Source organism: Pseudoneobacillus rhizolycopersici (assembly GCF_054786815.1).
Window position 1 is genome coordinate 203065 of sequence record NZ_JBTOOE010000001.1, and the last position, 20935, is coordinate 223999.

20 protein-coding genes are annotated in these 20935 nt (G+C 39.7%); 16 read left to right on the plus strand and 4 right to left on the minus strand.

The window, feature by feature from the left end; all coding sequences use genetic code 11:
* Nucleotides 1–38 precede the first annotated feature (38 nt).
* The 12 genes from ACX9YW_RS01110 (at nt 39) to ACX9YW_RS01165 (ending at nt 12491) form a co-directional block, all read left to right on the plus strand.
* A complete protein-coding gene (locus tag ACX9YW_RS01110; protein WP_460340503.1) occupies nt 39–1094 on the plus strand; it encodes an ABC transporter substrate-binding protein in 1056 nt (351 codons plus the stop codon).
* A gap of 26 nt (nt 1095–1120) precedes the next feature.
* Nucleotides 1121–1516 (plus strand): thioesterase family protein, encoded by a 396-nt coding sequence (locus ACX9YW_RS01115; protein WP_460340506.1) that lies wholly within the window; start codon nt 1121–1123, stop codon nt 1514–1516.
* Nucleotides 1517–1652: 136 nt separating this feature from the next.
* Nucleotides 1653–2759, plus strand: a complete 1107-nt coding sequence (locus ACX9YW_RS01120; RefSeq protein WP_460340509.1) for a Leu/Phe/Val dehydrogenase — start codon at nt 1653–1655, stop codon at nt 2757–2759.
* A 37-nt stretch (nt 2760–2796) separates the two neighbouring features.
* A complete protein-coding gene (gene pdhA / locus ACX9YW_RS01125) occupies nt 2797–3864 on the plus strand; it encodes a pyruvate dehydrogenase (acetyl-transferring) E1 component subunit alpha (RefSeq protein WP_460340512.1) in 1068 nt (355 codons plus the stop codon).
* Nucleotides 3864–4859, plus strand: a complete 996-nt coding sequence (locus tag ACX9YW_RS01130; protein WP_460341245.1) for an alpha-ketoacid dehydrogenase subunit beta — start codon at nt 3864–3866, stop codon at nt 4857–4859. Before pdhA ends, ACX9YW_RS01130 begins: the two co-directional genes overlap by 1 nt.
* 13 nt (nt 4860–4872) lie before the next feature.
* The gene (locus ACX9YW_RS01135) at nt 4873–6054 is read left to right on the plus strand and encodes a dihydrolipoamide acetyltransferase family protein (protein WP_460340514.1); all 1182 of its coding nucleotides are present in this window, start codon (nt 4873–4875) and stop codon (nt 6052–6054) included.
* Nucleotides 6054–7481, plus strand: a complete 1428-nt coding sequence (lpdA, locus tag ACX9YW_RS01140; protein WP_460340517.1) for a dihydrolipoyl dehydrogenase — start codon at nt 6054–6056, stop codon at nt 7479–7481. Before ACX9YW_RS01135 ends, lpdA begins: the two co-directional genes overlap by 1 nt.
* Before the next feature lie 20 nt (nt 7482–7501).
* On the plus strand, nt 7502–8620 hold the full coding sequence (hppD, locus tag ACX9YW_RS01145) for a 4-hydroxyphenylpyruvate dioxygenase (protein WP_460340519.1): 1119 nt from the start codon (nt 7502–7504) through the stop codon (nt 8618–8620).
* 50 nt (nt 8621–8670) lie between these two features.
* Nucleotides 8671–9801 (plus strand): histidinol-phosphate transaminase, encoded by a 1131-nt coding sequence (gene hisC / locus ACX9YW_RS01150; RefSeq protein ID WP_460340522.1) that lies wholly within the window; start codon nt 8671–8673, stop codon nt 9799–9801.
* Nucleotides 9776–10387 carry a flavin reductase family protein gene (locus tag ACX9YW_RS01155; protein ID WP_460340525.1) on the plus strand — a complete coding sequence of 204 codons (612 nt, stop codon included), beginning with the start codon at nt 9776–9778 and terminating at the stop codon, nt 10385–10387. The genes hisC and ACX9YW_RS01155 overlap by 26 nt, the downstream gene beginning before the upstream one ends.
* A gap of 12 nt (nt 10388–10399) precedes the next feature.
* Complete coding sequence (locus tag ACX9YW_RS01160) at nt 10400–11329, plus strand: fumarylacetoacetate hydrolase family protein (protein ID WP_460340528.1); 930 nt, start codon at nt 10400–10402, stop codon at nt 11327–11329.
* 4 nt (nt 11330–11333) lie between these two features.
* Nucleotides 11334–12491, plus strand: coding sequence for a homogentisate 1,2-dioxygenase (locus ACX9YW_RS01165; RefSeq protein WP_460340531.1), 1158 nt, complete (start codon nt 11334–11336; stop codon nt 12489–12491).
* 73 nt (nt 12492–12564) lie between these two features.
* On the opposite strand, the gene ACX9YW_RS01170 is transcribed toward ACX9YW_RS01165, so the two are convergent.
* A complete protein-coding gene (locus ACX9YW_RS01170; protein ID WP_460340534.1) occupies nt 12565–13422 on the minus strand; it encodes a DegV family protein in 858 nt (285 codons plus the stop codon).
* A 202-nt stretch (nt 13423–13624) separates the two neighbouring features.
* On the opposite strand from ACX9YW_RS01170, the gene ACX9YW_RS01175 reads away from it, so the two are divergent.
* The 3 genes from ACX9YW_RS01175 (at nt 13625) to ACX9YW_RS01185 (ending at nt 15869) form a co-directional block, all read left to right on the plus strand.
* Nucleotides 13625–14098 carry a GNAT family N-acetyltransferase gene (locus ACX9YW_RS01175; protein ID WP_460340537.1) on the plus strand — a complete coding sequence of 158 codons (474 nt, stop codon included), beginning with the start codon at nt 13625–13627 and terminating at the stop codon, nt 14096–14098.
* Nucleotides 14099–14242: 144 nt separating this feature from the next.
* On the plus strand, nt 14243–14857 hold the full coding sequence (locus tag ACX9YW_RS01180) for a DUF47 domain-containing protein (protein WP_460340540.1): 615 nt from the start codon (nt 14243–14245) through the stop codon (nt 14855–14857).
* A gap of 13 nt (nt 14858–14870) precedes the next feature.
* On the plus strand, nt 14871–15869 hold the full coding sequence (locus ACX9YW_RS01185; RefSeq protein ID WP_460340543.1) for an inorganic phosphate transporter: 999 nt from the start codon (nt 14871–14873) through the stop codon (nt 15867–15869).
* 45 nt (nt 15870–15914) lie between these two features.
* Here ACX9YW_RS01185 and ACX9YW_RS01190 read toward each other — a convergent pair whose 3' ends face one another.
* Genes ACX9YW_RS01190 through ACX9YW_RS01200 form a run of 3 tightly spaced genes read right to left on the minus strand, consistent with a single transcriptional unit; the run spans nt 15915 to nt 19206 of the window.
* Nucleotides 15915–17552 carry a PhnE/PtxC family ABC transporter permease gene (locus ACX9YW_RS01190; RefSeq protein WP_460340546.1) on the minus strand — a complete coding sequence of 546 codons (1638 nt, stop codon included), beginning with the start codon at nt 17550–17552 and terminating at the stop codon, nt 15915–15917.
* Complete coding sequence (locus ACX9YW_RS01195; protein WP_460340549.1) at nt 17545–18300, minus strand: phosphonate ABC transporter ATP-binding protein; 756 nt, start codon at nt 18298–18300, stop codon at nt 17545–17547. Before ACX9YW_RS01195 ends, ACX9YW_RS01190 begins: the two co-directional genes overlap by 8 nt.
* A gap of 15 nt (nt 18301–18315) precedes the next feature.
* On the minus strand, nt 18316–19206 hold the full coding sequence (locus ACX9YW_RS01200) for a putative selenate ABC transporter substrate-binding protein (protein WP_460340552.1): 891 nt from the start codon (nt 19204–19206) through the stop codon (nt 18316–18318).
* A gap of 508 nt (nt 19207–19714) precedes the next feature.
* Between ACX9YW_RS01200 and ACX9YW_RS01205 the strand changes: the two genes are divergently transcribed.
* Nucleotides 19715–20905: a glycine C-acetyltransferase gene (locus ACX9YW_RS01205; protein WP_460340555.1), complete on the plus strand. Its 1191-nt coding sequence runs from the start codon at nt 19715–19717 to the stop codon at nt 20903–20905.
* The last annotated feature ends 30 nt before the right edge of the window (nt 20906–20935 follow it).

Below are 20935 nucleotides of genomic sequence, written 5' to 3' on the forward strand. Positions count from 1 at the left end.
GGGAGAAAAACAAATTATTAGCCTCGAGGGGGAAGTCCATGAAAAAAAGAAAATTGGCATTTTCAATTGCGCTGGCCGGAATGCTTTTATTAGCCGGCTGTAGCAAAGAAAGTAATAGTGAAGCAAGTAGCAAGGGGAGTAAAGGCAATAATAGTTCTACATCTACTAATCTCAAAACCTTTGAAAAAAAAGAAAAAATCGAGATCATTTTCGGTATCTTACAATTTGGTAAAAGTGAAGCTCTTGATGAAGCGACCAATGGCTACTATAAACAATTGAAAGATGCTGGCTTCGATGACGGAATTAATGCTTATTATGATATTCAAGTCGTTGATTCCGTAGAAAAAGCAAATGAAGTTGTCGAGCATTTTGTAAAAGAAAAGGCTGATATTATTTTTGCAAACGGAACCGAAAGTGCGTTAAATGCGCTCCAAATAACGAAGGATGTCCCAATTGTATTCACATCAGTACAAGACCCTGTAGGAGCGGGATTAGTTGAGGCTATGGATAAACCTGGCAAAAACATAACAGGGGTCCTTACTAATAACACCGAAACGACCCAATATATAATCGAATTCATGACTACTAAAGTAGGTGTCAAAAAAATTGGTGTTTTGAGTAAGAAGGGGAACCGTGCAGCAGAATCCGAAATCAAAACAATTGAGGAAAGTGCTCAAGCAAATGGAGCTTCTGTCATTTCAGCTTCATTTAATACTAAGGAGGAAATCAGCCATGCGATAGAATCCCTTGGCGAGATCGATTCTTTATATTTAACGGCAGATGAAGTTTTCATTTCTTCCATTGATTCGATTGTGGCTTTAGCAAATGAAAAAAAGATTCCGTTGTTAACCAGCGAGCGCAGTCTAGTCAAAAATGGGGCGTTTGCATCAGCTGGTTTTGATCCCTTCCATTACGGCTTTGAAGCTGGCGATGTAGCTTTAGAGATTACGAGACGTGGAAAATCTACAACTGACTTCCCGCTACAATCACCGCCTAGAACTACTATATTTATCAATAAAAAAGCGGCTGAGAATCAGGGTGTCCATTATAACGCGGAATGGGAAAATGACGCTGAAGTGTTTGAAGGCGAATAAGTAAATACCGGTAAGGAGGGTTGGATGTGAAACCGGGATTAAAAAAAGGGCGAACTGCCACGATTGAAACCACTGTGACACGGGAAATGTTTGCCCAATTTGAAGGCCAGGTTGTCCATCCAACCTACTCAACAGTCACAATGATTTATCATATGGAATGGGCATCAAGACAAATTCTTCTTCCTTTTTTAGAAGATTACGAGGAAGGTATGGGCGGGGCCGTTTCGGCGAAGCATCTTGCCCCTGCCCCTGAAGGATCAAAACTAAGAATTATCGCCGAATTAATCGAATATGAACGTAATGTTCTCATTACAAATGTTTCCGTTTATCGAGAAACAGACCTAATTGGAATCGGCGAAGTCAAACAAGTGGTATTACCAAAGAAAAAAATTGCAGAACTATTAAATCCACGGCCTCTATGAGGTTGGTTTTTTTATTTAATGGACATTCACACGCTTTAAAGCACTAAAGCAAAACACTTTAACACGTTAAAGCGTGTGGGGACTGTCCCCACATACTTTAACGCGCTAAAGCAAAATTTTTTAGGAGGTTACTAGTATGAAAGTGTTTGAGAAGATTCGTGAGCACGAGCAGGTGGTGTTTTGTAATGATGAAACGACTGGTTTGAAGGCGATTATTGCGATACATAGTACGAGATTAGGTCCAGCCTTGGGTGGCTGCCGGATGTTTCCATATAAAAGTGAAGAAGATGCATTAGAAGATGTGTTAAGACTCTCCAAGGGTATGACTTATAAATGCGCAGCGGCCGATGTTGACTTTGGTGGCGGTAAATCGGTCATTATCGGCGATCCACAAAAGGATAAAAGCCCAGAGCTTTTTCGCGCATTTGGCCAGTTTGTTGAATCCTTAAATGGCCGCTTTTACACAGGTACCGACATGGGGACGACGACTGACGATTTTGTTCATGCCTTAAAGGAAACAAATTGTATTGTCGGAGTCGACGAAGCATATGGTGGAAGTGGGGACTCATCCGTCCCAACAGCTCATGGTGTCATTTATGGCATTCAAGCAACAAGTCAGTTTTTATGGGGAACTTCCGATTTAGCTAACCGCAGTTATTCCATTCAAGGACTTGGGAAAGTTGGTTATAAGGTCGCAGAAAGCCTACTTGAAAGAGGCGCAGATCTTTTCGTTACGGATATCAACCAAGCCGCAATCGATCAATTAGTTAATAAAGCAAAGGAAATGGGAGCGGGAATCAAGGTTGTAACAAGTGATGAAATTTATAGCTGTCCAGCCGATGTGTTTGTACCATGTGCATTGGGCGGAATCATCAACGATGATTCGATAGAACACTTAAAAGTAAAGGCGGTAGTTGGTTCAGCTAATAACCAGTTACTTGAAATACGCCACGGAAAAATTTTACAAGAAAATGGAATTTTGTATGCCCCTGATTACATCGTTAATGCCGGAGGACTAATCCAAGTGGCTGACGAACTTTATACGCCGAATAAAGATCGCGTCTTACAAAAAACAAAAGCGATTTACAACTCATTACTAGATGTCTATAAATCGGCAGCTAACCAAGGTATTACTACCGTTGAAGCAGCTAATTCTTTCTGTGAAAAACGGATCGAGACAAGAACACGCCGTAACAGCTTCTTCAGTCATAATTTACGTCCAAAATGGTCAGTAAGAACTTAATACAAAACTTTTCCACTGAAGGAGTGATGAAAACAAAATGTTGGACCAGTTTCCGATTAAGCAGTTCTTAAACGAAGATGGAAATATCATCGAAGAGAATATTCGCTCTTTAGTCACACCAGAACTTATTAAGTCGTTTTATCAGCAAAGTGTTCGCATCCGTACCTTTGATAAAAAAGCAATCAGCTTACAAAGGCAAGGTAGAATAGGCACTTATGCCCCTTTTGAGGGACAAGAAGCCTGTCAGGTTGGCACCGCATTAGCCTTAGAACAAGACGACTGGCTATTTCCAACCTATCGCGACCATGGTGCTGCAATGGTCTTCGGTCATTCTCTCCGCAACATTCTTTTATTTTGGAATGGACGCAATGAGGGATGTATCCCTCCTGAAGGGAAAAAGATCTTTCCCCCAGGTATTCCGATTGCGACGCAAATCCCGCATGCGGCTGGTGCAGCTTATGCCGAAATGCGCAAAGGAACTAAAAATGCGGCTATTGTTTACTTTGGGGATGGCGCGACATCAGAAGGTGACTTCCATGAGGGAATTAATTTTGCCAGTGTCATGAAGGCGCCAGTCGTTCTATTCAATCAAAACAATGGATATGCCATCAGTGTTCCTCTTGAAAAACAAATGAGCAGTCAAACTATTGCCCAAAAGGCATTAGCCTATGATATACCGGGTTTGAGAATTGATGGAAATGATATTTTAGCCGTTTATTTTGAAACGAAAAAAGCGCTAGACCGGGCAAGGAGCGGACATGGACCAACTCTCATCGAAGCAGTGACCTGGAGGTACGGTGCCCATACGACTGCTGATGATCCGTCGAAATACCGAGACCAAGCCGAAAGTGCCCACCGCCGTCAAACAACTGATCCGTTACTACGATTAGAGCGCCTAATGAAAAATGAAGGCATCTACGATGAAAACTGGATCAAGGAGATCGAAACCTCTGCCCAAGAAGAAATCGATTTAGCTGTACAGGAAATGGAAGCGTTCCCGAAAGCGAATCCAGCCGATATCTTTGACCATGTTTTTGAAAAACCTACCTGGGGAATTCAGAAGCAAAAAGAAGATTACTTAAGATTAATAGGGGTGAATCCATGATGAATACGGTGGTGCAAACGAAAACCCTAACGCTCGTCCAAGCCATTACAGACGCCATGGACACCATGCTAACAGAAAATGAAAATGTGATTTTACTTGGCGAAGATATAGGTAAAAACGGTGGAGTGTTCCGGGCTACAGATGGTCTTCAGCTGAAACATGGTGAAAGCCGTGTACTAGATACACCACTTAGCGAAGCAGGCTTTGTCGGTGCTGCCATCGGAATGGCAGTTAATGGATTCCGACCTGTTGTGGAAATTCAATTTTTAGGATTCATTTACCCTGCCTACGAACAAATTATGACCCATGCCTCAAGACTCCGAATGAGAACAATGGGGCATTTTACAGTGCCTATGGTTATTCGGGCTCCGTATGGTGCGGGAGTACGAGCTCCAGAAATACATTGTGACAGTACGGAAGCTCTGTTCACCCATATGCCGGGGATTAAAGTTGTTTGTCCATCGAACCCTTACGATGCGAAAGGACTTTTAATTGCCTCGATTGAGGACCCAGATCCGGTACTGTTTTTAGAACCCATGCACAACTATCGCTCTACGCGTGAGGAAGTGCCGGAGGGCAAATATACAGTTGAAATCGGTAAGGGGAAACGACTAATGGAGGGTGAAGATGTTACCGTGATTGCTTGGGGGGCTATGGTTCCTGTGGCTATAAAAGCGGCCAATGAGATGAAAAAACAAGGGGTACATTGTGATGTCCTTGATTTAAGAACACTCTATCCACTTGATCATGAACTCATTTCTGAATCTGTCCAAAAAACGGGTAGAACAGTGATTGTCCATGAAGCCCATGCCACTGGTGGAGTCGGAAATGACATCATTTCAATCATTAACGACACATCATTTTTATTCCAAAAAGCCCCGGTTGAAAGGGTAACTGGTTTTGATACACCGGTTCCTTACTTTGGTTTCGAAGACCACTATCTTCCTACTCCAAAACGGGTGATCCATGCGATTGAAAAGGTAATCAAGTTCTAGCGAGGTGAAAAATTTGGAAGTTAAGCTAAGCGATATAGGGGAAGGAATGCACGAAGCAACCATCAATTGCTTCTTTGTTAAGCCAGGCGATTTCGTGAAAGCCGACCAGCCACTTGTCGAAGTCCAAACGGATAAAATGACTGCAGAAATTCCTGCACCCGCTTCGGGAATAATAAAAGAATTAAAGGCGGCAACTGGAGAGAGCATCCCAGTAGGCGCAACCCTATTAATTATTGAGAAAGAAACGATTGATATTCCTCAGTCTGTTTTACCATCAAAAAGAAAAAAAGTCGAACGAATCATGGCTTCACCTTATACACGAAAAATCGCAAGGGAAAATCATGTGCCATTAGAAAATGTCATAGGAACAGGAGCAGGGGGCCGAATAACGGACGAAGATGTGTATCGTTATATGAATGAACTTTCAAAGCCTGCTAAAACAATCATCCCAGAAGTTCAGGTTCAAACGGTTATCGAAAATTCAGCCAACGAACCCGTTCACCAAGACATCATTCCGTTCCGGGGCAAACGCAAACAGATTGCCAAAAAGATGGTGCAATCATTACAGACAATTGCTCATTGCACCCATTTTGAAGAAATGGATGTTAGCAATCTCATTGATTACCGGAACGAATGGAAAAAACGAGACCGAAATATTACAGCTACAGCCGTTTTCATTAAAGCGATTTCTTTAAGTTTAAAAGAATTTCCCATTTTTAATGCTAGTCTACTAGAAGAAGCGGAAGCCATTCAGCTAAAAAAAGAACATCATATAGGGGTAGCTGTTGATACTGCCGATGGGTTAATCGTTCCGGTTATTCGTAATGTCGAGAAAAAATCACTTACAACCCTTCACCTGGAATTAAAAGAACTGACTCAAAAGGCACTTCAAAATCAGCTGACATTAAAAGATATTACCGGTGGAACCTTTACAATCAGCAATGTAGGACCGTTAGGGGGAAGTATAGGAGCGACCCCAATTATCCAGCATCCTGAGGTTGCCCTAGTATCGTTTCATAAAACTAAGAAACGGCCGGTTGTGACTGAAGATGATCAAATTGTCATTCGTTCGATGATGAATGTGTCGATGTCGTTTGACCATCGGGTAGCTGACGGAGCGACAGCTGTTGCCTTTACAAACCGTCTGGCGGAATTCATCGAAAATCCAAGTCTATTGTTACTGGAGTTGAGCTAATGGTAGTAGGTGAATTAGCGCATGAACGAGAAGTTGTTATTATTGGAGGCGGTCCTGGTGGTTACCATGCAGCTATCCGAGCAGCACAGCTTGGTAAAAAAGTGACGCTGATCGAAAAAAATGAGCTTGGTGGAATGTGTCTGAACGAGGGCTGTATTCCATCAAAAATCCTAACCACTGCAGCAGCAAGACTAGCACTTTTTAGTGAAAGCAATGAGATGGGAATCGGAAACGATAAGCCAAGTTTCGAATATACTAAACTTAGACAATACCAAAAAAAGGTTATCGAACAACTAAAAAGTGGAGTAAAATCCCTTATTCAGGCCAATAAAATTGAGCTGGTAATTGGAAACGCCTATTTTTTATCGGAGAATCGGCTAGGAATTGACATGGACGATCGCTATGAAGTGTTTCAATTTAATCAGGCGATTATCGCAACTGGTAGCCAGCCCACAACTCCAGCTGGGATCATCCCTGATGGAGAGCTAGTTTTCGATATAGGCATGATTTTAAAAATATCAGAGATTCCCAAGCATTTGCTGATTTATGGCAATGATGAAAACGCCTTGGAAATGGCCTCAACATTCCGTTCCCTAGGATCAGAAGTCACAATTCTTATGGAACAATCGAATTTTGGCTTTGATTCATCTATTGAAAAAGAACTAAAGCGCCTATTAAAGAAGAAACAGATTCAGGTACTACGAAATACGGTGTTAATCGAAACAAAACCAATAGGTGATGAACTTTTAGTAGAGCTAACCGTTCAGGATGAAAAAATCAGCTTAAATGGCACTCATTTATTAATCGCTACCCGCAGACTACCTAATTCAAATCATCTTGGAATCGAAAAGTTAGGTATAACCTTAACAGAGGAAGGTTTTATTAAAATAAACCAGCAATGTCAAACAACTGTTCCAACCATTTATGCAATTGGTGATGTAACAGAAGGACCGCTACTTGCTGTAAAAGCCATCCATCAAGGAAAAGTAGCCGCTGAATCTATCTCAGGGCGACTTTCTGAATTTGATTCTACTTTTCTACCAAAAGTGGTTCATTTTCAGCCACCGATTGCTACTGTTGGTTTTACCGAGGAGGAAGCTAAAGAACAAGGTTATGGAACTAAGGTTGGCCAGTTCCCGTTAGCAAGTAATGGATTCGCCACGCTGTTAGGAAAAAAAGACGGTTTGATTAAGGTCATTTCCGATGCCGCTACTGAAACTGTCCTCGGTGTCCATGCCATTGGCGAAGGATCGATTGAATTGATTTCCAGCGGAACTTTAGCACTAGAAATGGTTGCTAGAGAAGAGGACCTGAAATTCCCGTTTTACCCACACCCAAGTATGAATGAAGGCTTGCTAGAGGCAATCGAGGCACTTAACAGTGAAGCGATTCATGTTCCACCAATAAGAAAAAAAATAACCACATAATTTTTAAGGAGGAATATAGGATGCAAGAAAAAACAAAAGTAGCCAATCAAAAGGTAGAGGACTTTTTTCCAGTAATTGACGTTGATTATCTGGAAATTTATACTGGAAATGCGAAACAAGCATGCCATTATTTCTGTACTGCATTCGGCTTTAAGCCAGTGGCGTATTCCGGATTGGAAACGGGTAATCGTGATACGGTTTCATATGTGCTCCAACAGCGGAAAATTCGCTTAGTAGTTACCGGGTCGTTAAAGGAAGATACACGCGTATCTCAGTTTGTTAAGCTTCACGGAGATGGTGTTAAAGACATCGCCCTATTATTCAACGATGTAGAAAAAGCCTATAATGAAGCGGTATCTCGCGGTGCAAACGCGATTACACCTCCATATGAAATCAAAGATGAACACGGAACCGTAAAAAAGGCAGTCATTGGAACATACGGTGATACGATTCACACATTAGTAGAACGCAAAAACTACAAGGGTGCGTTCATGCCTGGATATGAACCAATGGGTAGTGGGACATTGCCGATTAAGGATTCCGGTATTATCGCTGTAGACCATGTAGTAGGTAATGTAGAAAGAATGCCTGAATGGGTAGACTATTATGCAAATGTCATGGGCTTCCAAGAAATGAAACATTTTACAGATAAAGACATTACTACAGAGTACTCTGCGTTAATGTCAAAGGTTATGCATAATGGCGGCCGTATTAAATTTCCAATTAACGAGCCAGCTGAAGGTAAACGAAAATCACAAATTCAAGAATATCTTGAATATTACAATGGACCAGGGGTTCAGCATTTAGCCATTTTAACCGAAGATATTTGTGAAACGGTACGTGTCCTTCGTGAAAATGGGGTAGAATTTTTATCAACGCCTGATTCATATTATGAAATGCTATCCGAACGTGTAGGAAATATCGATGAATCTATTGATAAAATTCGTGAGCTTAACATTTTAGTTGACCGCGATGATGAAGGATACTTGCTGCAAATTTTTACCAAACCAATCGTTGACCGTCCAACTCTCTTTATTGAAATCATTCAACGTAAAGGATCTAGAGGATTTGGCGAAGGAAATTTCAAAGCACTCTTTGAATCCATCGAACGCGAGCAGGCTAAACGAGGCAATTTATAAAATTTATTAGGGAGGGATCTTTCGTCCCTTCCTTTTTTGAGGTGCTAAACATGAATGTCAAATCCAAGACTGAAATAGCGGTCATCCAACCATATCCACTTGGTAAAACACTAGAAGACATCCAAAGGGAATACAAGCCAAAGAAGCTAAGAAAAATGTCGGATAACGAAAATGTTTACGGCTTTTCCCCACGGGTAGCAGAAGAACTTAAGAATTCGATCCATTCTTTATCTCTTTATCCTGATGGCAACACAGTGGCCTTGAAGGAACATCTTTCTCACAAACATCAAATTTCACAAGATCATTTCTTGATTGGGAATGGATCCGAAGAACTGATTCGCTTAATGGCTCGAGCCTTTATTTCCAATGGCGATGAGGCGTTAATGGCTGATATTACGTTCCCAATTTATAAATCCAATGTCATCATCGAGGGAGGAACACCTGTGCAGGTTCCTTTAAAAGATGGAACCCATGACTTAAATGGATTTAATAACTCTATCAATAAAAAAACGAAAATCATTTTTATTTGCAATCCGAATAACCCGACGGGAACTTGTGTAAATCGGAATGAATTAAAGGATTTTATCCAAAAAGTACCTTCTGATATTTTGATCGTACTTGATGAAGCCTATGATGAGTACATGGACCTTGAAGACAAATTAGATTCAGTTGCCTTACTCCAAGAACATGCCAATTTAGTCATTTTACGGACTTTTTCAAAAGTCTATGGGCTAGCAGCCCTTAGAGTCGGATACGGGATCATGAATCCCTCCGTCATCGAACAGGTTATGAAGGTAAAGGAAGTATTTAATGTGAACCAGCTAGCACAAAATGCGGCAATAGCTGCCCTAAATGACCAAGAATTTGTGCAAGATTGTGCCAAGAAAAACCGTCTCGAACGGAACTATTTATCAGAACAGCTACAAAAAAGACAAATATCCTTTTTTTCATCGCAAACGAATTTCCTATTTTTCCATCATCTTGGTGATGCGAACGGATTGAATGAGCAATTATTAAAAGCTGGCCTTGTCGCACGTTTTTTCCCATTTCCACAATATAATGGTAGCATGCGATTAACTCTTGGAACTCGCGAGGACCATGAAGATCTATTAGCAGTTTTAGATCGTTTTTACCTAGAAAGGGAGGTAGAGAAGCATGAAAATCAATCCAGCCTCTCTTGAATGGAGAGAAGCCTATAAGCTATTAGTTGGTTCGATCTTACCGCGGCCAATTGCGTTTGTCAGTACAATCGATGAGAATGGGATCGCCAATGCTGCACCATTCAGTTTTTTTACAGCTATTTGCGCTGATCCAATGCTTGTCTGTTTTTCGCCGATGCGCCGCGGAACGGATGGGGCGAAGAAGGACACTCTTGTTAATATTGAAAAAACAAAGCAATTTGTCATTAATATTGTTAGTGAAGAATTTGTGGAACAAATGAACGAATGCGCCAAGGAACTCCCACATGATGTAGATGAATTTGAATATACTGGTTTAACCAAGGTGGAAAGCGTTCATGTAAAAGCGCCAAGGATTGCGGAATCAAAGGTTCAACTAGAATGTGAACTATTTCAGTCGCTAGATTTTGGAACTGAGCCAGGCGCAGGGAGTCTCGTCATAGGAAAGGTTGTTCATGTTCATATTCAAGACGACCTCTATGACAACGGGAGAATCAGTACCGAAAAATTATTGCCAGTTGGCCGTATGGCTGGGCAAACCTATACGAAACCATTAGCTGGCACCTTCGAAATGATTCGGAAAAAGTAGGGGGGGCTAAAAATGAAATTAGTCACGTTTGAAAAAAAAGCGGGAAATCAACGTTTGGGACTCCTGCTCGATGATGTTCAAGGTAGTGTAGTCGATTTACAGGAAGCCAGTGAAGGAACACTTCCTTCCTCGATGCTAGAATTTATCGATTCACATGAGCGATTTTTACCTGTCGCTAGGAAACTTTCAAATTTAAAGTCCGTGGATAAAGGTGTTTACCCATTAACAGAAGTTATACTCAAGACGCCGTTACCTAACCCTAGAAGTTTTCGCGATTTTTACGCGTTCGAACAGCATGTTAAAACAGCACGCGAAAACCGTGGTCTGGAAATGATTCCAGAATGGTATGAAATCCCAGTCTTTTATTTTTCCAATCATTTAGTCATGAGGGGACATGAGGAGGCCATTGAGCGTCCTCGTGAATGTCAATGGCTTGATTATGAATTAGAAATTGCTTGTATCGTTGGGAAACAAGGAAAAAATATACCACGTGACGAAGCAGAAGATTATATTTTTGGCTATTGTATTTTAAATGACTGGAGCGCTAGAGACCTGCAACGGCAGGAAATGAAGGTTGGGTTGGGACCGGCGAAGGGGAAGGATTTTGCTACTTCCATCGGCCCTTATATTATCACAAAGGATGAATTACAAAATTTAGTTAGCGGCAAGGCTTTCGATCTAAATATGACCGCAAAAGTGAATGGAGTCCTTTTATCAAAAGGAAATGTCAAGGATATTTTCTATTCCTTTGGGGAAATGTTGGAACGGGCATCAGCTGATGTTACCTTATATCCTGGGGAAATTATTGGATCAGGAACGGTCGGTACTGGATGTTTACTTGAATTAGGTCAGAACGTCCATCGCTGGCTTGAGCCGGGGGATGTTATAGAGTTAGAAATTGATAGATTAGGAGTTTTGCGAAATACGATTATAGGTGGGTGAGGACATGTTTTATCGACAAATGGGGAAATTACCCCAAAAGAGGCATACCCAATTTAATAGAGAGGATGGAAGTCTATTTCGTGAACAGGTGATGGGAACGAAAGGATTTTCCGGAACCCAATCGATTTTGTACCATCATTATATGCCAACAGAAGTAGTGAAATCAGAACTGATTGGTAGTTATTTACCGGAATACGAAGAGCAGGAGAGCTTAAATCATCGCCATTTATTTACGACTCAAATAACGGATTCTGGCGATGGACTTGAAGCAAGACAGTATCTACTAGGAAACAATGATTTATTGATTGGCACGGCCAGCGTAACAAAAGAGATGAAAAACTATTATCGCAACGGCGATGGCGATGAGATGCTATTTATTCATTATGGGACTGGGAAAATCGAAACGATGTTCGGTGTGATTACCTATCGCCCTGGTGATTACGTTGTCATTCCGATTGGGACGATCTATCGAATTGTCCCCGATTCATCTGAAAAGACGAAAATTTTATTTGTGGAATCCTTTAGTCAAATTACCACTCCAAGACGTTATCGTAATGAATATGGTCAACTTTTAGAGCATAGTCCGTTCTGTGAGCGTGATATCAGAGGTCCGGAAAGCCTGTTAACCGTAGATGAAAAGGGTGAATTTGAGGTCGTAACGAAGTCACGAGGTATGCTACACTCTCATATTCTAGGGCATCATCCATTAGATGTTGTCGGTTGGGATGGCTACCTCTATCCATGGGTGTTTAATATTGCTGATTTTGAGCCGATCACTGGCCGAATTCATCAGCCACCGCCGGTACATCAAACGTTTGAAGGTCATAATTTCGTGGTTTGTTCCTTTGTACCACGCTTGTATGATTATCATCCGGAAGCGATTCCTGCGCCTTATTACCACAGTAATGTAAATAGTGATGAGCTTTTATATTATGTTGAAGGCAACTTCATGAGCCGTAAAGGGGTACAAGAGGGGTCGATTACGCTACATCCAAGCGGAATCCCACATGGTCCGCATCCTGGAAAAACCGAAGCTAGTATTGGCAAAAAAGAAACCTTAGAGTTGGCGGTCATGATTGACACCTTTAAACCACTAAAGATTGTCAAAAAAGCCCAAGCCATCGAAGACCGAAACTATATGTATACTTGGATTGAAAAATAGCCACTGTAACAAATTAAAGCATGTGTAGATTTTTAAAGGCTCTAACCTTTAAAAAGGCACATGCTTTAATGCTTTAAAGTCTATCTTGCTTATTCCAGATGATAGCGAGGGTCCCTTCGCCGGCATGAGCGGCAATGGTTGAACTTATCTCACCGATAAATATCTTCATTGTAGGGAAGGCTGTTCTAACCTCCTTAGCTAGTTCCTCCGCCTTTGAAAGAACATTTCCATGCATGATTTGAATATGCCCTACACCAAATTTCTCACTGGATTCCTTTAAAAGCTCCAACATTCTTCCAATCGCTTTCTTTTCAGAGCGAACTTTTTCAAACAATTCAAACTCACCATTACGATTAATCCGAATAATGGGTTTTATTTTAAGAATACTTCCTAATAAATAGGATGTTCCGGACATTCTACCACCTTTATAGAATTGATCTAAGCTGCCCAATAAAATGTAATTATCAGACAGGTCTGCAGCACTACGAAGTGTTTCCGCCAATTCCTTAATCGCTACACCTTCGTCATTCAGCTTCATTCCTAATTGTATAAGATAAGTAATGGCGTACGACATCGATTTTGAATCAATCGTTTCAACAGTAAACTCAGCCATATCAGCCCCAGATTTACAGCTAGCCAATGTACCGCTTAACTTACTAGAAATATGAACGGCAATTGCAGCATCATAATCCTGTTTTAAAGTTTCAAACAGCTCAACGAAGCGTCCTGTAGAAGGTTGTGAGGTTTTTGGAACTTGTTTATTCGAACGAATCCGGTGATATAATTCATCTGTTGTTAAATCGACGCCGTCCTCAAAAGCCTCGTCCCCAAACATTATTCCTAAAGGCACCACAAATACATCGGGGTGTTTTTGAAACTCTTCTGTAATAAAAGCTGTACTATCCGTAACCCAAGCAATCTTTTTCTTCATTAAATTAATCCCATTCCCTAATCATATTTAAAAGAATCAATTCATTATAACTGATTATTTCCCGATTTTAATATTTTCCACCAAGTTTATAGAAATAAATTAAACTATTTGTCACAAAATCTATAATAAATTGCCAAAATTATGTATTAAAGGTTAAAATAAACTGGTTATTTTATCAAATTAAAAAAGGGAGCGAATGGTTATGTTAACACTTGAAGCGATTTCTAGAGAACAAGAGCCAATCTTACATAATATCATGCAATTTTACATTTATGAATTTAGTCAGTATATACGCGCTATAAAATTGGAAGAAAACGGTTCCTATAAACCATTTAATCTAGCATCCTATTGGGAGGACCCTTTGAAACATGCATTTTTTATGAAGGCGGAATCTGAATTAGTTGGCTTTGTATTAGTGGAATGTGGACAAAATGAACCACATTCTATTAATGAATTTTTTGTCTTAAAAAAATTTAATGGAAAAGGATATGGTTCGCAAGCAGCCATTCAAATTTTCGACATGTTTCCAGGAACATGGAAAATTACACAAATACATAATAATTATCCAGCTCAAGCTTTTTGGAGAAAAGTTATTTATCAATATACAAACGGGAACTATAAGGAATATTACGATGAAACGAGACATTCGGTTCAAGAATTTAACACAAATAAATAATAGACAAAATATTCAGTTTGTAAATATTATGTTAAGTTTTTGTAAATTTTTTAAATGATAGGTTTTCAGTTTCGACACTTTTCGTATAAAATGGGTAAGCTTGGTTAAAAATCATTTTATGGAATTTAATATGGGGGTCAAAACATGGCATTTAAAAAAGACAAATTCTCTGTTTTATTAAGTGAAATTGCAGTGAATTTAAAGGAAGGCGCAAATTATTTTGCTGACTATAAACTTAAAAATGTTAGCGATTTGCAAATCTTCTTTGAAAAAATGAAGGAATACGAAACAAAAGGCGATTCCTATGTTCATGACATTATTAAAGAATTAAATAATGCCTTTATTACACCGCTTGAGAGAGAGGATATCCTACATCTAGCAATGAGTATGGACGATGTACTAGATGGTTTTGAGCAATGTGCAGCACTTTTTGAAATGTACTCTATTACTCAAGCAGACGAATTTATGTTAAAACTTGTGGAAGCCATTCGTAATGCTGTCATTGAAATTGAGAAGGCAATTGAACTGTTAACAAATAAAAAGTTAATTCAGATTCGTGCACATTCGATTTTAATCAAAGATTATGAATCAAAATGTGATGGCATTTTAAGACAATCTATTAAACAGTTATTCGCAGTAGAAAAAGATCCAATTCGGATCATTCAATATAAAGAAATTTATGAAAACCTTGAAAATATTGCTGATTCCTGCCAAGGTGTGGCTAACACGTTAGAAACCATCATCATGAAAAACGCATAAGGAGATTACTAAAATGGATACATTTTTAATTCTTACCGTCTTAGTGGTCATTTTTGCCTTAATATTTGACTTTATTAACGGGTTTCATGATACGGCAAACGCAATCGCTACCGCGGTTTCAACTAAAGCATTAAAGCCACGTCATGCGATTATCATGGCAGCCGTAATGAACTTTGTTGGAGCTATGACATTCACCGGAGTCGCAAAGACGATTTCCAAAGATATCGTTGACCCTTTTACATTACCAAACGGTTCACTTGTTATTTTGGCGGCATTGGTAGCAGGGATTGCTTGGAATTTAATAACTTGGTACTACGGAATCCCTAGTAGTTCATCCCATGCCATCATTGGCTCAATAGCAGGGGCTGCTATAGCTGCTGGAGGTTTTGAAGTCATCCATTATTCCGGATTTTTAAAAATCCTAGAAGCACTTATTTTTTCACCTATTATCGCCTTTGTAGTCGGTTATATTGTCTATAGCATATTTAAAGTTATCTTTAAAAACAATAATTTAACGAAAACCAATCGCAACTTTCGATTTATTCAAATTGGGACAGCCGCATTACAATCTTACACCCACGGAACGAATGATGCCCAAAAGGCGATGGGGATTATTACCATGGCCTTAATTGCCAACGGATACCAAACTGAAAACGAAGTTCAAACATGGGTTCAAGTTGCTTGTGCCCTGGCGATGGGCTTAGGTACATCAGTTGGTGGATGGAGAATCATTAAAACTGTTGGTGGAAAAATCATGAAAATCCGTCCAGTTAATGGGGTTGCAGCTGACCTTACTGGTGCGGCAATCATCTTTGGTGCTACCTTTATCCATTTACCAGTTAGTACAACGCATGTAATCTCATCCTCGATTCTAGGGGTGGGGTCTGCTCATAGACTAAAAGGAGTCAAATGGGGTACAGCGCAACGGATGATCATAACTTGGTTCATAACCTTACCAATCTCAGCTACAATCGCTGCGGTAACCTACTATATTTTTAGTCTATTCTTATAAAAAAAACCGGATAACACCGATAAGGTGTTTCCGGTTTTTTGCTTATTATTTACTTAGCTTCCTAAACCATTCCGAAAAATAATCTGCCATAAAAACAAGGATTAAATAACAAAATAAGAAAAGGGTAATATCACTGTAATGGAAAAAACTCATACTTAACTTAAATGCTTGTCCAAGCCCACCTGCACCAATAAATCCAACAATAATCGTTGTTCTCATAATGACTTCCCAGCGGTAGAAAATATACGATAGGAATTTTGGCCAGACTGCCGGAAACACACCATATAGCAGCATTTGTGCTTTACCTGCTCCCGCTGCCGCTAAATTCCGGACGGGTTTTTCATCCATTTCTTCAAGGACCTCCGCGCAAAGTTTGCCGAGAATCCCGAAATTATGGAGTGCTAAGGCCAATGCACCGGCTAATAATCCCGGTTGTAAAATAAACACAATAAGTAGTGCCCAAATTAATTCGGGTACAGCACGGGAAAAGATATAAAATACACGAATCAGTCCATACCCCAGCCATTGCCAAAGATTAGTTGAACCTGTCAATGATCCATTAGCGAAGTTTCGAGCCGCAGGAATAACGGAAAGAAGAGCAACAATCGTGGCAAATCCAATGGCCATTATACTCATGAGGAAAGTTTCCCAGGTTAACCCTATTGCTTGTTTCCAATTTTCCCATACTATAAAGGCGGGCTCAGCTTCATTTAACCCGATCAGTCCTGAAAAAAACTTTGCTGCATAGGCAAGGTTTTCCTGTGAAAATAATGATAAAAAGTAAGCATCTTGAACAAATTTCACATAGCACCAAGAAGCAACAATTAAAACAAATACTGATAAACCAGAGATTTTACCAAAGGGTAAACTTCTAGTACTAAAATCCTTTAATTCGCCTTTTCGTAATAATGTGCTCCAACCATCTACCAAAATGACGATTAAAATGAGAAAAAATAAAAATGTCCAAACCTCATCGAACTTCAAATCAGCTAGAGAAAGCTGAATCTGATATCCTAGACCTCCCAAACCAACAAAACTCATGATTGTAGAAGATCGAATTGCACATTCAAACCGATAAAGAGTGTAGCTTAACATATGTTTCCACACAATGGGAAAATACCCATAGAACAAACACTGCCAACCAGTGGCCCCAGCTGTTTTCAAAGCATCGATCGGCTCATTTGGTGCGTCATTGATGGCATCAGCAAAAATTCTCCCCAAAATGCCACCATATGGTATCGCAAGGGCAAAAATCGCAGCGTATGGCGATAATCCAAAAGAGGCAACAAATAACCAAGCCCAAACCAATTCATGAATCGCACGGGTAAAGCTTAATAATCCTCTGAAAAAGGCTATCGACAATTTTTTCATCAAAGGGGACTTAAAGAGAATCCCTGTGGCGAATACCCCGACAATACCTCCATACAGAATTGCCAAGGTCATCCCCGTTACCGCATAGACAATTGTGATCCAGCTTGCTTCGAGGGCAATTAATAGAATGTCCATCGACAGATCGGGCTTCAAAATACTTTTCACTATTTCCATAATCATAACCCCGCCACCAGGGTGAACTAAGTCTCCACTCCAAGTAATCGAAGTTAAACTCCAAATAAAAACTATGAGAAGAAGGATATTTAATAGAAGTCGCTTTCTCCGTTCAAAAGACTCGATGATTTCATTCATTTTCATCTAGCTCCTTCAAGCGGTATAAATCCTTTAATTTATTTTCCGTTACTTCTTCGGAAGATAAGTCAAAATACAAACTTCCATTTTTTAAGGCAATGATTCTCGTAAAATATTTCTTCGCATACTCCACAGAATGGAGAGTGGCAATTAATGTCTGGTTTTCCTCATTCACTAAATCTACGAACATTTTTAAAACCGCTTCAGAACGAGCTGGGTCCAACGAGGAAACAGGTTCATCGGCCAAAATAATTTCCGGCTTTTGGACTAGCAGTCGTGCTAACGCCACACGTTGTTGTTCTCCTCCGGAAAGGGTGGATGTACGGGCATGTAATTTATCCTCCAAGCCAACTCGACGTAATGCCTCTATGGCAAGGTGCTTTTCTTGCGGATAGATTAGGGACCATGCCGATTTGAATAACCCCCAATCCTTTAAGCGTCCTGCCAACACATTTTGAATGACAGGTAATGGATCAACCAAGTCAAATTGCTGTCGGATAATCCCTATTTTATTCGCCAGCTTACGATGTTTTTTCCAATAAACAATCGGGTGATTGCCAATCGTTATCGTGCCTTTATCTGCTGATAAGCAACCGATAAATAAATTAAAAAGGGTTGTTTTCCCGGCGCCACTTGGACCGATAATCGCAACCTTTTCACCTTGTTTGATTGTAAAAGAAAGGGAAGATAAGGATATCTTCCCTGGAAAGGTTTTGCTTAAATTCTTTACCTCTAAAAGGATAGTCATCGATTCGATCACCTTCTATTTTATGATCCCCAACTGTTTCGCAACCTGTTCAATCGCTTCATAATTAGCATTATTCGTTTCGATAAATCGGTCAGCTTGCAATAGGGTCATGACTTCGCTGTCAGCACCTGTCATATTTAATAGTGTATCTTTCACCTTGTCGCTTGTACCTGACCCGAATTGATCATCAATATCTTTATTCATCGTCCAATTATAATCATAATATTCAGGAGTTGTGTAGAAAACCTCCACTTTTTCCTTATCTACTTTCCCTTCACTCACAGCTTTTTCCCAAACGGAAATATTCAAAGCACCTGCTTGGTATGCACCTGATTCCACTAGCTTATAGGTAGTATCATGTGAACCGGAGAAATTAGGTTTGCCTTTTAAATCCTGGTCGGGATTGATACCTTCTTCCATTAAAAAGTAGCGTGGCATTAAATGACCAGAAGTGGAGCTTTCACTTCCAAACGTAAAACTTTTACCTTTTAAATCAGAAAGATTATCAATAGCTAACCCTTTTTGTTTAATAAAAACAGATTTAAATTTTTCGTCAATCGGCCGTTGAGCAATGGCTTCCGCTTCGGGTACTAGGTTCCGTGCTTGAACACCTGTTAACCCACCGAACCAAGCTAATTGAATTTCACCACGCTCAAAAGCGGTAACTAATGCCGAATAATCGACCGATGGGACAAATTTTACTTCTAAATTCGTTTTTTCAGATAAAAATGCCGCAAAATTATCCATAGAACGATTCAAATCAGCCACATTTTGATCAGGAATCATTCCGATATTAAACGTTTGTCTCTTGGAATCATTAGTTTGATCCTTTTCATTCTTTTGAGAGCAACCGACTAAACCGATTGCTATCATAATGCTCAAAATACTTATTAGCCATTTTTTCACTAGGCTAACCCCCATTCATCAAATATACACTTAAATTATTCTACATGATAGAAGTGGTTTTATGATAAGTTTTAACAGATTATTAACATTTAGATGTTACAAATCTGTTAAAAAAGAATAACCCCCTTATAGTGTATAGGGGGTCTATAATCTTCCACCACCACTTATTCTATTAAGCGGTCTATCAACACAAGTAGAATAATTCATCTAATCATCATACTAAATGAGAGAAGAGAAAACTAGTCATTTTCACTGCCAATTCTTAAATCATATAAGGGAAGGATAATCTTTGTATAATAGGAAAAAACATAAAAGAGACATAATGCTTATTTTAAAATAAATATCTATATTATTTGTCCACAACAAATGGACAATTTCAAAAAATATGTTACATTATATTTATTAAAACCATTGATACATAAGGGAAGAAAGCGATTTCACTTGTCCTCCCTACACGTACAATTGTTTTTCACAAAATGACATTAAGTAAAAACTAAGGGGGATTTCCATGTCAAGTCAGATTCTCAATCAATTTTTAACGGAAAACCTAGAGGATTTAAAAAGTAAGGGTCTATATAACATCATCGATCCACTTGAAAGTCCAAATGGACCTATGATCAAAATTAAAGGAAGGGAATTAATCAACCTTTCGTCAAATAATTATCTTGGACTAGCCACTGACGACAGATTGAAGGCTGTTTCTAAAGAAGCCATTGACAAGTATGGGGTCGGAGCTGGAGCAGTACGAACGATTAACGGGACACTTGAGTTACATACAAAATTAGAAGAAAAATTGGCAGAATTTAAACATACCGAAGCTGCGATCGCTTACCAATCCGGGTTCAACTGTAATATGGCAGCCATTAGTGCTGTAATGGATAAAAACGACGCTATTTTGTCTGATGAATTAAACCATGCCTCGATTATTGACGGTTGCCGATTATCTAGAGCTAAAATTATTCGTTTTAACCATTCCGATATGGAGGATTTACGTGCAAAAGCGAAGGAAGCAAAGGAATCCGGTCTTTATAATAAAATCATGGTCATTACTGACGGTGTTTTTTCAATGGATGGAGATGTGGCAAAACTTCCAGAAATCATCGAAATTGCTGAGGAATTTGACCTGATTACTTATGTTGATGATGCTCACGGCTCTGGTGTATTGGGTAAAGGGGCAGGAACGGTAAAACATTTTGGCTTACAAGATAAGGTTGATTTCCAAATCGGAACTTTATCAAAGGCAATTGGGGTCGTTGGCGGTTATGTTGCCGGTAAAAAAGATCTCATCGATTGGCTAAAGGTTCGTAGCCGTCCATTCTTATTTTCTACTTCGTTAACACCAGCGGATGTTGCCGCAAGTATCCGTTCCATTGAAATCCTAATGGAAAGCACGGAATTAAATGAACGCTTATGGGAAAACGGAAACTATCTTAAGAAGGGCCTAAAGGAGTTAGGTTTTGATATCGGGGATAGTGAAACACCGATTACTCCTTGTATTATTGGGGAGGAAGTAAAAACACAACAATTTAGTAAGCGTTTATATGAAGAAGGTGTCTATGCCAAATCAATTGTATTCCCAACCGTACCACAGGGGACAGGACGGGTTCGCAACATGCCTTCAGCAGCGCATACGAAAGAAATGCTTGATCAAGCCATTGCGATTTATGAAAAAGTTGGTAAAGAATTAGGTATTATTTAGTCATTGGACAAACTTAGAGATACTTTCATT